The sequence below is a fragment of the Helcococcus sp. KG196 genome (genome assembly GCF_046035495.1).
Classification (GTDB): Bacteria; Bacillota; Clostridia; order Tissierellales; family Peptoniphilaceae; genus Helcococcus; species Helcococcus ovis.
This window is the reverse complement of sequence record NZ_JBFNFI010000005.1, coordinates 1-12,448: the sequence shown is the minus strand read 5'-3', so window position 1 is coordinate 12,448 and position 12,448 is coordinate 1. Positions and strand designations below refer to the sequence as shown.

Here is a 12,448-nt window from a genome sequence, read left to right as displayed (position 1 = left end):
TTTGTAAACTTTTTCATTAAAAGTACTCTTAGAAATTATTTTAATTTTATTGAATACTTAACTTTTTAGGAGTATAATCAATATTGAATATTTGAACAATACAAGCTCTAAAAGAGTTCTTGTATTTTTTGTGCTTAAAATTCACAAAAAATAAAAATATAGAAAGGGGAATAAATGAAGAAAAAAATCAGATATTTTTTGATTTTTCTTGCAGTTGCATCTCTTGTGGGAAGTTTCATAGTTGGATCTCATGGTGAAAGTCATGGATTAAAATTAGCTATGAGAGAAGCTGTTTTACACGAAGTAGATAAGATAAACTTATTTGGATTAATAAATGTTAATCCATCTGTAATTTCAGCTTTAATTGTTACAGGAATTATTTTTATATTTTCATTAATAGTAAGAATATTTATAATTCCAAAATTTAAAAGAGTTCCTGGGAGATTTCAATTAATATTAGAAGAAGTTGTAATGACATTTAAAAATTTGGCTATTTCAAACAGTCCTCATAAATATAAAATTTTATCTAGATATATTTTCGCTGCTGGAGTTTACATATTTATTGGTACTTTATTTGAATTATCAGGGGTGCAAGTTGTTTCAATTCAAGGAAATCCAATAACTTTGCCAGCTCCATTATCAGATTTAAATGCCGCTATAGCAATGGGATGTTTATCATATCTATTTATTATGTCTGGGGGATTAACATCAAACGGCTTTAAGGGAGTATTAAAGACATTAAAAGATTTTTCACTACCAATATCAATGAGTTTTAGATTATTCGGTGCATTAGTTAGTGGACTTTTAGTAATGGATTTAGTATATCACTCAATATTTTTAAGTTTTGGTTTACCGGTTGTAGTAGCTGTATTATTTACATTATTGCATGCAATTATTCAAGCTTATGTTTTAACATTATTAACATCAATATATTATGGAGAAGTTTCAGAAATACATGAAACACATTAAAAAATCAAATAAAAATTAAGGAGAATTAAATGAAAAAATCAAATAAATTAGCATCATTATTATTAGCATTAATATTAGTTTCAAGTTTTATGTTTTTAGGTGGAGTAGCAAATGCACAAGAGACAAATACAACAAAAACACAAGCAGTTGATTCCTCAACCGGTTCAAAAGCAATAGCAGCAGGTATTGCAATAGGTTTAACCGGTTTAGGAGGAGCACTTGGTATGGGGCTAGCTATCGCTAAATCCGCAGATGGTATCTCAAGACAACCGGAAGCAGAAGGAAAAATAAGATCAGCATTAATGATTGGGCTAGTTTTCGTTGAAACTGTTGTTATTTATGCGCTGATTGTAGCTATATTAGTAATATTTGTATTATAGAAAATTTTGGAGGTGAAACATGCTAGGCATAAACTGGCAAGATATTTTACTTCATGTTTTCAATTTTGCATTACTTGCAATTTTATTAAATGAATTACTTTATAATCCTATAAATAAATTCATAGAAAATAGAGAAGCATATTATAAAAATTTAGAAATAGAGAAATTAAAAAATTTAGAGGATTCCAAAGCTTTATTACAAGAAAGAACTCAAAAATTGGCAATTATTCAACAAGAAGCTAAAGAAATTAAAGATAAGGCAATTAGAGAATCTCAAATACAAGCTAACTTAAAAATTGAAAATGCTCAAGCGGAGGGTGAAAAAATTATTGAACAATCTAGAATTAAAGCTAAATTGGAAAGAGATACCTTGATAAGAAATACAAGAAAAGACTTAAAAGAGGTTGTTGTTGAAGCGGCAGCTAAATTAGCATTATTAAATGGTAATGTATATGATGATTTTTTGGATCATACGGAAGAGGATATTGATGAGTAAATTAGTAGTTAGATTAAGAAGTAATGAAAAACCTACAAAAGAGCAACTAAATAAGTTAGAGAAATTTATTGATAAAAGATATAACAATGTCGAATTTGACTGGAAATATGATGATAGTATTGTTGATGGTTTAATATTACAAGTTGGATCGGATATATATGACTGGTCTACAATTGGTAAAGTAGAGCAATTAAGAGAAAATATTGAACAAGTTAATACTGAGACTGATGATTTTATGCCACTTTTAAGACAAAGTGTTAAAGAATGGAGTCCTAAAGTTGTTGCAAAAGAAGTTGGTTATGTTGAAGAAGTTGGAGACGGCATTGCTATTATAAGTGGATTAAAACATGTAACATATGGAGAAATAGTAGTTTTTGAAAATGGAGAAAAAGGACTTGTACAAGATATTCAAAAAGAATATATCGGATGTGTTATATTTGGAAAAGATTCGGAAATTTTAGAAGGTGATGAAGTAAGAAGAACAAATAGAACAGCTGGTGTAGGGGTATCTGAACAACTTTTAGGTAGAGTTGTAGATGCATTGGGAGCACCAATTGATGGGTTAGGAGATATAGTACCGGAAGAATACTATCAAATTGAAAAACCAGCACCAGAAATTTTAGAAAGAAAACCAGTTTCAAGACCTATGGAAACAGGTATTTTAGCTATAGACAGTATGTTTCCAATCGGTAGAGGACAAAGAGAATTGATTATTGGTGACAGACAAACAGGTAAGACAGCTATTGCTTTAGATACAATTGTAAATCAAAAAGGTAAGGATGTAATCTGTATTTATGTTGCCATTGGACAAAAGGCAAGTTCAATTGCACAAATTTCTGAGAATTTATCAAAACAAGGGGCTAGTGATTATACAATTATAGTTGCTGCGACGGCAAGTCAACCAGCATCAATGCAATATATTGCTCCTTATTCGGGAACAGCAATTGCAGAATATTTTATGGATAGAGGTAAAGATGTTCTTATAGTATATGATGATTTATCAAAGCATGCTATTGCATATAGAACAATTTCTTTATTAATAGGTAGATCACCGGGACGTGAAGCTTATCCGGGTGATGTATTTTACCTACATTCAAGATTATTAGAAAGATCAGCACAAATGTCAGCTGAAAATGGTGGAGGCTCCATAACTGCATTACCAATTGTTGAAACGCAGGCAGGTGATGTATCAGCATATATTCCAACAAATATTATTTCCATTACAGATGGACAAATTTTCTTGGAAAGTGATTTATTTTTTGCAGGACAAAGGCCGGCTGTTAATGTTGGTTTATCAGTTTCTCGTGTTGGTGGAGCTGCACAAACAAAAGCTGTAAAAAAAGCCGCATCTACATTAAGATTAGAGTTAGCTCAATATAGAGAAATGGAAATATTTACACAATTTTCAAGTGATTTGGATGAAACAACAAAGAAACAATTAAAATTTGGTAAGGGTTTGATGCAATTACTAAAGCAAGATCAATATAGTCCATTGAATCAATCAGAACAAGTAATTACTTTAGTAGTTTCATTGTCACAAGTTTTAATTGGTGTTGAAGAAAAAAATATTAAAAATACAATGAATGAAATTATTAATTATATTAATACGAAAAATCCAAATATTTATCTAGAAATTGAATCTACAGGACAATTACTTGATTATACAAAGGATGAGATAATTTCACTTGCAAAAGAATATTTAAATCAGGGAAAGTAGGATTAAATGTCAAGTGCAAAAGAAATAAAATCAAGAATAAAAAGTATTACTGATACAAGAAAAATAACAAATGCAATGTATTTAATTTCTTCAACAAAAATTAAAAAAGCAAAAAAATCTTTAGATGATACTAGACCATATTTTTATGCACTAAGAAAAGAAATTAAAAGAATTTTTAGAACCGTAAAGGATATTGATAGTCCGTATTTATATCCAACTAATATGAATCAATTTGTAAATGGAACATACGGTATTCTTGTAATAACGGCTGATAAGGGATTGGCAGGAGCTTATAATCATAATATTATAAATAAGTCACGAGAAATCTCTCATGAAAATGACTCGAGATATTTTATAGTTGGAGAATATGGTAGACAATATTTTAATAGACATGGTTTAGATTATGAAGAAGATTTTCATTATAGTGCACAAGCACCAACGATGGAAGAAGCAAGACAAATTGCTAAAATATTACTTGATGAATATAATTTTGGAAGAATAAAAAAAATCTTTATAGTATATACGGATTTTGATGGAAAAGCAGGTGCTGAGGCTAGATTAACCAGACTTTTACCATTTCATAGGGATTATTTCGAAGATTCAAAAAAATTAGAAGAAGAAGTTGTAAAAAATGAATTTGAGTTTACATCTGATACATCAAGTTTACTAGAAAGTCTTACTGAAAATTATATTATCGGATTTATTTACGGTGCTTTAGTAGATAGTTATTGTAGTGAATTGGATTTTAGAATGAATGCTATGAATTCAGCAAATCAAAATGCTGATAAGATTCTAGCTGATTTATCTTTAGAATATAATAGAGTAAGACAAGCATCCATCACACAAGAAATAACAGAGGTAAGTGCTGGTGCGAAAGTAATGAAACAAAATAGAAGAAAGGCAAAGAAAGTATGAAAGAACAAGGAAAAATAATTGCAATTTCAGGACCGGTAGTTGACGTTGAGTTTGAAAAAAGTGCGAATTTGCCAAGAATTAAAGAAGCCTTATCTACAAAAGTTGGGAATGAATTAAAAGTTATGGAAGTAGCTCAACATATCGGAAGTAGTATTGTTAGATGCATTATGCTATCAGGTAGTGAAGGGCTAAATAGGGATATGATAGTTGAAAGGGATGGATTTGGTATAAGAGTACCTGTAGGAGATGTTACATTAGGAAGAATGTTTAATGTTTTAGGTATTCCGATAGATAAAGGTTCTGAATTAGATCCAAATGTAAAAAAATGGTTGATTCATAGAGATGCACCTAAATTTGAAGACCAAAGCCCTGCTGTGGAGATTCTTGAAACAGGTATTAAAGTTATCGACTTACTAGAGCCTTACCCAAAAGGTGGTAAAATTGGGTTATTTGGTGGTGCCGGAGTTGGCAAAACAGTTTTAATACAAGAGTTAATCAATAATGTGGCACAAGAACACGGAGGATATTCAATATTTACCGGTGTTGGTGAAAGATCAAGAGAAGGTAACGACTTATGGTTAGAAATGAACGAATCAGGAGTTATTGATAAAACAGCACTGGTATTCGGGCAAATGAATGAATCACCAGGTGTTAGAATGAGAGTTGCTCTCACAGGTTTAACAATGGCTGAATATTTTAGAGATGAAGAAGGAAAAGACGTTCTTTTATTTATTGATAATATTTTTAGATTTGTTCAAGCAGGTTCAGAAGTTTCTACATTACTTGGACGTATGCCATCAGCTGTAGGGTATCAACCAACATTAGCAGAAGAAATGGGACAATTACAGGAAAGAATTACATCAACAAAGAAAGGTTCTGTTACATCTGTTCAAGCTGTTTATGTTCCTGCTGATGATTTGACAGATCCTGCCCCTGCGACAACATTTTCTCATTTGGATGCAACAACGGTTTTGTCTAGAAAAGTTGCTGAACAAGGTTTATATCCTGCTGTTGATCCATTAAATTCAACATCAAGAATTTTGGAACCGGAAATTGTAGGGGAAGAACATTATCAAACTGCTAGAAGAGTTCAAGAAGCACTACAAAAATATAATGAATTACAGGATATTATTGCAATTTTAGGTATGGACGAACTTAGTGAAGAAGATAGAGCTATTGTTTATAGAGCTAGAAGAATTCAAAGATTCTTATCACAACCTACACATGTTGCTAAGAAGTTTACAGGATTAGATGGCAAATATGTAAAATTAGAAGATACCATAAAAGGATTTAAGGCTATATTAGATGGTGAAATGGATCAATATCCAGAAGCAGCATTTTTCAATGTTGGCACAATTGAAGAAGTAATTGAAAAAGCTGAAAAGATTAAAGGTGAAAATTAATGAATACATTTAATTTGAAAATATATGCCTCTGATCATATTTATTTTGATGGTGAATGTGAACATGTAATGATTCCAATTGAAAATGGACAATATGGTATTTTGGCAAATCATAGAAATACTATATCAGAAGTTGAACCTGGTATTATGACATTTAGACCGGCTGGTGGAAAAGACATAAAAGCAGCAGTTACAAGAGGATTAATTAAAATTGAAGAAGGAAATGTATTAGTCTTAGTTCACAGATGTGAAGATCCTGATAAAATAGATATAAATGCAATAAAGAGAGCTGAAGCAGAAGCTTTACGTAAAATTAGAGAAAAAAATAGTAGTAAAGAATTTCATATGGCGGAAGCAAATCTATCAAGAGCGTTTAATAAACTTAAATCAACAACTAAAAAGAATAAAATATAAAAAAAGTTCTGATAATGTACATACATTATCAGAACTTTTTTATTTGATTTGTTCAATTATAATAACTTTATTTATATTATCTTTTTCATATTGGAATTTAATCGTTTTGCCTTCTTTTAGGAAAGGTAATTTTTCAGATAAAGCTATATTACTTACATATATCTCATTTTTACCTTCTAATGTAAAGTAATAATGAGTATTTCCTTTTATAACAACTTGTTTAATATCTGTAATTTTGCCTTCTAAATTAAGAACTTCTTTCTTTTTATCATCTTTTTTATCATTATTTTGAGCGGTATTTATATTTCCTAAATGATTAGATAATGCTTGTGCAACTGTGTTTCCAACAGAAACTTTTTGATAATCTTGTGCATCTATGAATGCATAAAGTTTAATTAACCCTGCATTATCTTTTAATGATAAGAAATAAGTAGGCTTATTTTTTATATTAAGTAATAATGGGAATGTTGATTTATATTTCTTCTCTTGTACAGCACCTTCAGCTGATTCCATTGCTGATTGTTCTTTAGCGGATGAAACTGGATAGAACTTAGTTTCTTTAGTTCTCATATTTGATAATATAAAACCGACATTTGATTCATCTCCTGCAACTGAAGTATATCCGGTATAAAGATATACATCATCATTTAGAGCTAAATAGTTATAACCTTCAGTCGTTTTTAACACATTTTTTTGAGCAAATAGTGAATTAATATATCCACCTTGATATAATCCGTTCCAATTAAGTTGTTCTATTATATTATCTGCTTCATAAATTCTGTCTAACCATTTAGGTATATGATTTAAGTCATATTTTTTATGTTCGCCGGTTGATGCATTTATTAATATTGCACCGTTTACATCCAGTCCATCAAACATAAATATTTTAGGTTCATAAGTTGGTATTACCCAATAAGGAATACCATTTTCATCTATTTCAAAGCTTATATTATCAAAAATCTCTGAAGGATATCTTAATCTAGCATATCTCCAAACATTTCTGAAGAAATAATCTTCTTTTGAAATTTTAATTTTTTTGTCAAGCTTTGTAAGTTCAGTATTTCCGTTAACTATATCAACTTTTAGATATCCTGGTAAACCTTGACTCATATTGAAGATATATTTTATGAACCCATTATATTTTAATGGTGTAACTCTTATAGGTTGATCTTTATAGTTGATTTGAGTATAGGTAGTATTATCAATATCAAATTGAGAAACCAAGTCTAAAAGTTCTCCCATTTTTCTTGAACCTAATTTAATAGAAGAATCTCTATCAATTGTTGGTATTTTATTTATTGGTAATTGAGTAATATCTTTTTCAAATGTTGAATTTTCAATTTTTATAATGTTTGCATATAACTTAGAACTAAATATTTTTAATCCAGGGATTTTTAAAAGTAACATTAATAATATTACACCGACTAAAATACGTCTAAGCAATTTATAATATTTAAATGATTTTCCTCCTATTGCAACAAATATAGTAAATGTTAAAATAAGAAAAATCCACGTTTCAATAGATCTTATATTTATTGGTGGTAAAAATATATAAAAATAGATTAAGGCAAAAACTAAGGAAATAATTATTGCGGATATTTTTTGCCCCTTTCTAAATTTATTTTTCATTTTTAAATCTATATTATTGAAAATATTTCCAAAATTTTCTTGATTATTCTTTTCGAATTCTTTTTTGAAAGCATTCTTAAAATTTTCCATAATACCTCCTAATATGTATTAATTGTATGATATACTATGAGTTAAATTAAATCAATAAAATTTTTATATTTAAGGTAAATAATGTATTATATTATTATAAAATTAAAGGAGGAAATTATGGAAATTTCAGTTGCTATAATAGGTATTATAGTATTATTTTTAATATTAAAGCTATTTAAGGCATCGTTTAAGTTAATACTAAAATTTATAGTTAATAGTGTTATCGGAGTTGTTATATTGACGATAGCAAATGCTCTTGGAGCAAATATTGAAATTACAACATTAAATGCATTTATTGTTGGAGTATTGGGTATTCCGGGGGTTATTTTATTACTATTAATTAAATAAATATTAAATATTTTTAAAAATTAGATAATTTAATTATAATATTGTAAACCTTTTCAAAAAAAGTGTAGCTTTTTATATTTGTTTATGGTATAATATCTACTAGTTAGAATGTGAAGTTAGGAGGCATAAATATGTATGAGTCAGCTGTGAAAATTAAAAATGAAATAGGTTTACATGCAAGACCAGCATCTTTATTTATCCAAGAAGCTATTAAATTTTCATCAAATATTGATGTCATAAAAAATGAAAAAGTTTATAATGGAAAGTCAATTATGAGTGTATTAAGTATGAGCGCTGGTAAAGGAGAAGAAATTATAATTAGAGCAAATGGAGAAGATGAAGAAAAAGCTGTAAAATCATTGGTTAATTTAATTGAAAATAAATTATAATAAAAAGGGCCGTTGCAAAATAATGTTTTTAGTTATTTTACAACAGCTCTTTATTTTTTGTTTAGTATGTTTTATTTGTATACTAGTTAAATGAATTTGGATCTAAATCGGATGGTATCATAAATCCATTTTTTGGATTTAAGGAATAATCAAGTATTTGTGGACCGTCAACCGCAATGTTTTTCTTAAATTGTTGAGTTATAAATCTCCATTTAAATTTTTTAAACCATTTTTCAATAGTAATTTCTGAATAAATATCTGAAAATGCGTTTTTTGCCATAAATAAAATATCATCAAATTTAGATTTATTTCTTACTAGGTGATATACAAAAAAGTCATGGAGTTCATATGGTCCGATATTATCCTCTGTTTTTTGAGATATTGTTCCTTCTTCACTTGTAGGTAAAAGTTCCGGAGATATAGGAGTTTTGATTATATCTAATAATGTATTTTTAAGTAATGTATTTTCAGTGCTATTTGCTACATATTTAACTACTTGTTTTAACAATGTTTTTGGTAAACCACTATTAACATTGTACATAGACATATGATCTCCGTTAAATGTTGCCCAGCCTAATGCAATTTCTGACATATTACCTGTACCTAATACTATACCACCATGCTTATTTGCCAAATCCATCAAAACTTGAGTTCTTTCACGTGCTTGAGCATTTTCATATGCTATAGATGTATCATTTTCATCGTGCTCGATATCCTTAAAATGTTGCTTAACAGAATCTACTATGCTTATTTCTTTAAATGTAGTTGCATAAGCTTTAGATAAATTAATTGCATTATTTTTTGTCCTATCTGAAGTTCCAAGTCCTGGTAATGTTATAGTGTGAATATCTTTGCTATTCAGTTTTAATTTGTAATAGGCAAGAGAAGATACTATAAGTGCTAATGTCGAATCAAGACCACCTGAAATACCTAAAAATATTTTTTTTTCAGGTATTTGTCTTAATCTTCTAGCTAATGCTTCTGATTGTATTTCCAATATGTTTCTCATAGATTTTTCAAAGTTCTCATTACCCGGGAAATATGGATATTTATCTAGTTTTCTAGTTAGATTAAATGTCTTATTTGACAATTTATATTCATATGGAGAATAATTTTCTTCGATGTGTAGTTCAATATTTCTATTTTTACATTCATAAGTATTAACTTCTGAAATAATTAAACCATTTGTAAATAATTTACCTTTCGAAATAGTTTTCCCATTTTCAAGTATGAATTTTTGTGAAGCATATACTCCATCACCAGAAGATTCATAATTTGAAGCACCTGCATAAACTAAACCCACTTTATTTGATTTGGTTACAAATTTTAATATATCTTTAATATTATTTATTTGATTTACAGTTGATTTAATACTTCCGGGAACGAGTAATAAATTAGTATTTTCTGAAACTGTATAATTATTATTAATCAATTCATTTTCAAAAATCAATTGTAAATTAAAATTTATATTTCCTTCGTAAGAATTTATTTTATCAGTATTAAACATTCTTAAGTAAAAAGAATCATTACCATAATTAACAGCAAAAAATAAATTATCTCTAACAACATTAAAATATTTTTTTTCTTCGTAAGATAGATTTTTTTTGCTTGTTATATTTATAATTTCACCATTTTGTACAAAAAACATTGCATTATAAAATTTATTATTAACTTTTACAGGCATACCAAATATTATAAGTATCTCAGAATCTTTTGAATTATCAATAATTTCATATAAAGCCTTTTTACATCTGTCTGTAATTTCATTTGTTGCAATTAATTCTCCAGCACTTACGCCTGTCAGAGTCAATTCTGGAAATAATAAAATTTCTACATTATTATTTGAGGCGTAATCCATATATTTTAATATACTTTCTTTATTTTCTTCTACATTTAGCAATTTTGTGCTTATATTAGCACTTGCTACTTTAATAAAATTTTTATACATAATCCCTCCAATTCATTTCATTATAAATTATACATTAAAAATATGTTGATATAAAATATAAATTAATTTATAAAATATTTTATTATAGAAAAATTTGAAGTTTTGTCATGTATGATTTTAATGAAATAATTTTAAGAGAAAATGACTTTTTGCAACAGTACCTTTTTTATTTAATTATTGAATAATTCATTTTAATTGGATATAATATATACGGGTAGGGGGTATTAAAAAGATGAAAAGAAAATTTGATATTGAAGGTATGACATGTGCTTCATGCCAACTAACAGTTGAAAAAGCTGTTAAAAAATTAGGAATTGAAGATGCTAATGTAAGTTTATTAACTAATACACTAGAAATTTCTAATACTGATATATCTGATAAAAAAATTATAGAATCAATTGAAAATGCTGGATATAAAGCATATTCAAGAAATGATTTTAACAAAAAAGAAAATAGTGTAAACCCTAAAGATAAATTTGATAAGGAAATAAATTTAATCAAAAATAGACTTATTATTTCAATTCCCTTAATGTTGATTTTAATGTATATTGCAATGGGAGAAATGTTATTATTACCATATCCAAATTTTTTAAAAGGATATGAAGGTGCGGGTTTATTTGCGTTTTTGCAATTGATAATTGCTTTACCAATTATTTATGTAAATAGGATATATTTTGAAAATGGTTTTAAGTCTTTAATCAAGTTACATCCAAATATGGATTCGTTAGTTTCGATTGGCTCATTTTCAGCTGTAATATATGGAATATTTGCATCATTTATGATTTTTTATGGATTAGGTCAAAAAAATGAAAATTTAGTTATGTTATATCATCATGATTTGTACTATGAAGCTGCAACTATGATATTAACGTTGATAACTTTTGGAAAGTTTTTAGAGGTAAGATCAAAGGCTAAAACTACAGATGCTATTAATAAACTGATTGAGTTACAACCTGATACAGTAAATGTGATTAAAAATGATAAAATAGTTGAAACTCTTTTGGATGATGTTAAAGTAGGAGATTTAATTAAAATTTTTCCGGGTGAGAGAATTGCTATAGATGGGATTATAACAGATGGGATATCAAGTGTTGATAAATCAGCTATTACAGGTGAATCTATTCCCGTTCAAGCATCGGTAGGATTAGAAGTAATTTCCGGATCTGTAAATTTAACAGGTACATTTATAATGAGAGCTAAAAATGTAGGAGAGCAAACAACAATTTCTAAAATAATTAATCTGATGGAAGAGGCTTCAGCTACAAAAGCACCTATATCAAAATTAGCAGATAAAATTTCAGGTATATTTGTACCTATAGTTATAATAATTTCATTTTTATCTTTTGTAACATGGTTGATTTTAGGATATAGTTTTACTTTTGCATTATCAATTGCCATAGGAGTTTTGGTTATTTCATGTCCATGTGCTTTAGGATTGGCAACTCCAGTTGCAATGATGGTTGCAAATGGTAAAGCAGCAGAAAATGGCATACTTGTAAAAAATTCTGAAGCTTTGGAAAATTTAAGTAAGGCTAAAACTATAATTTTTGATAAAACAGGTACGATTACACAAGGAAATCCACAAATTACAGATATTTATATATCTGAAGGATATCAAAGAGAAGAAGTTTTGAATATAGCTTATTCTTTAGAATATAATTCAGAACATCCTCTTTCAAAATCATTTAGAAATTTAAATGCTGACAGATTTGACGTCTTAAATTTTTCTTCGATTATTGGTAATGGTATAA

Annotated in this window: 12 protein-coding genes; 10 read left to right on the top strand and 2 right to left on the bottom strand. The window is 28.0% G+C overall.

Translation table 11 applies throughout. The features are described from left to right. Window positions 1–174 precede the first annotated feature (174 nt). Genes ABGF45_RS03335 through atpC form a run of 7 tightly spaced genes read left to right on the top strand, consistent with a single transcriptional unit; the run spans window position 175 to window position 6,293 of the window. Window positions 175–969: a F0F1 ATP synthase subunit A gene (locus ABGF45_RS03335; RefSeq protein WP_134711061.1), complete on the top strand. Its 795-nt coding sequence runs from the start codon at window positions 175–177 to the stop codon at window positions 967–969. 29 nt (window positions 970–998) lie between these two features. Next, window positions 999–1,349, top strand: coding sequence for an ATP synthase F0 subunit C (gene atpE, locus ABGF45_RS03330; protein WP_134711059.1), 351 nt, complete (start codon window positions 999–1,001; stop codon window positions 1,347–1,349). A gap of 19 nt (window positions 1,350–1,368) precedes the next feature. Next, window positions 1,369–1,845: an ATP synthase F0 subunit B gene (locus tag ABGF45_RS03325; protein ID WP_134711057.1), complete on the top strand. Its 477-nt coding sequence runs from the start codon at window positions 1,369–1,371 to the stop codon at window positions 1,843–1,845. After that, the gene (atpA, locus tag ABGF45_RS03320; RefSeq protein WP_209021413.1) at window positions 1,838–3,562 is read left to right on the top strand and encodes a F0F1 ATP synthase subunit alpha; all 1,725 of its coding nucleotides are present in this window, start codon (window positions 1,838–1,840) and stop codon (window positions 3,560–3,562) included. Before ABGF45_RS03325 ends, atpA begins: the two co-directional genes overlap by 8 nt. A 6-nt stretch (window positions 3,563–3,568) precedes the next feature. Continuing rightward, a complete protein-coding gene (atpG, locus tag ABGF45_RS03315) occupies window positions 3,569–4,477 on the top strand; it encodes an ATP synthase F1 subunit gamma (protein ID WP_134711055.1) in 909 nt (302 codons plus the stop codon). Then, entirely contained in the window at window positions 4,474–5,880 is a 1,407-nt protein-coding gene (gene atpD, locus ABGF45_RS03310; protein WP_134711053.1) for a F0F1 ATP synthase subunit beta, read from the top strand. The genes atpG and atpD overlap by 4 nt, the downstream gene beginning before the upstream one ends. After that, a complete protein-coding gene (atpC, locus tag ABGF45_RS03305; protein ID WP_134744345.1) occupies window positions 5,880–6,293 on the top strand; it encodes an ATP synthase F1 subunit epsilon in 414 nt (137 codons plus the stop codon). The genes atpD and atpC overlap by 1 nt, the downstream gene beginning before the upstream one ends. 39 nt (window positions 6,294–6,332) lie before the next feature. Here atpC and ABGF45_RS03300 read toward each other — a convergent pair whose 3' ends face one another. Then, window positions 6,333–8,012 (bottom strand): hypothetical protein, encoded by a 1,680-nt coding sequence (locus ABGF45_RS03300; protein WP_209021412.1) that lies wholly within the window; start codon window positions 8,010–8,012, stop codon window positions 6,333–6,335. A gap of 117 nt (window positions 8,013–8,129) precedes the next feature. Between ABGF45_RS03300 and ABGF45_RS03295 the strand changes: the two genes are divergently transcribed. Together ABGF45_RS03295 and ABGF45_RS03290 are read left to right on the top strand one after the other, a co-directional pair. Next, entirely contained in the window at window positions 8,130–8,360 is a 231-nt protein-coding gene (locus tag ABGF45_RS03295) for a pro-sigmaK processing inhibitor BofA family protein (protein ID WP_134711049.1), read from the top strand. Window positions 8,361–8,491: 131 nt separating this feature from the next. Then, window positions 8,492–8,749 (top strand): HPr family phosphocarrier protein, encoded by a 258-nt coding sequence (locus ABGF45_RS03290; protein ID WP_134711047.1) that lies wholly within the window; start codon window positions 8,492–8,494, stop codon window positions 8,747–8,749. A gap of 82 nt (window positions 8,750–8,831) precedes the next feature. Here ABGF45_RS03290 and ABGF45_RS03285 read toward each other — a convergent pair whose 3' ends face one another. Next, window positions 8,832–10,697, bottom strand: coding sequence for an NAD(+) synthase (locus ABGF45_RS03285; protein WP_134711045.1), 1,866 nt, complete (start codon window positions 10,695–10,697; stop codon window positions 8,832–8,834). A gap of 232 nt (window positions 10,698–10,929) precedes the next feature. Here ABGF45_RS03285 and ABGF45_RS03280 point away from each other — a divergent pair. Beyond that, window positions 10,930–12,448, top strand: a 1,519-nt coding sequence (locus ABGF45_RS03280) for a heavy metal translocating P-type ATPase (RefSeq protein ID WP_408112635.1), incomplete at its 3' end; no start/stop codon positions are given.

Coding starts and splice junctions, on each gene's coding strand:
- ABGF45_RS03335 (WP_134711061.1), top strand. CDS start 175: ATGAAGAAAAAAATCAGATATTTTTTGATTTTTCTTGCAGTTGCATCT.
- atpE (WP_134711059.1), top strand. CDS start 999: ATGAAAAAATCAAATAAATTAGCATCATTATTATTAGCATTAATATTA.
- ABGF45_RS03325 (WP_134711057.1), top strand. CDS start 1,369: ATGCTAGGCATAAACTGGCAAGATATTTTACTTCATGTTTTCAATTTT.
- atpA (WP_209021413.1), top strand. CDS start 1,838: ATGAGTAAATTAGTAGTTAGATTAAGAAGTAATGAAAAACCTACAAAA.
- atpG (WP_134711055.1), top strand. CDS start 3,569: ATGTCAAGTGCAAAAGAAATAAAATCAAGAATAAAAAGTATTACTGAT.
- atpD (WP_134711053.1), top strand. CDS start 4,474: ATGAAAGAACAAGGAAAAATAATTGCAATTTCAGGACCGGTAGTTGAC.
- atpC (WP_134744345.1), top strand. CDS start 5,880: ATGAATACATTTAATTTGAAAATATATGCCTCTGATCATATTTATTTT.
- ABGF45_RS03300 (WP_209021412.1), bottom strand. CDS start 8,012: ATGGAAAATTTTAAGAATGCTTTCAAAAAAGAATTCGAAAAGAATAAT.
- ABGF45_RS03295 (WP_134711049.1), top strand. CDS start 8,130: ATGGAAATTTCAGTTGCTATAATAGGTATTATAGTATTATTTTTAATA.
- ABGF45_RS03290 (WP_134711047.1), top strand. CDS start 8,492: ATGTATGAGTCAGCTGTGAAAATTAAAAATGAAATAGGTTTACATGCA.
- ABGF45_RS03285 (WP_134711045.1), bottom strand. CDS start 10,697: ATGTATAAAAATTTTATTAAAGTAGCAAGTGCTAATATAAGCACAAAA.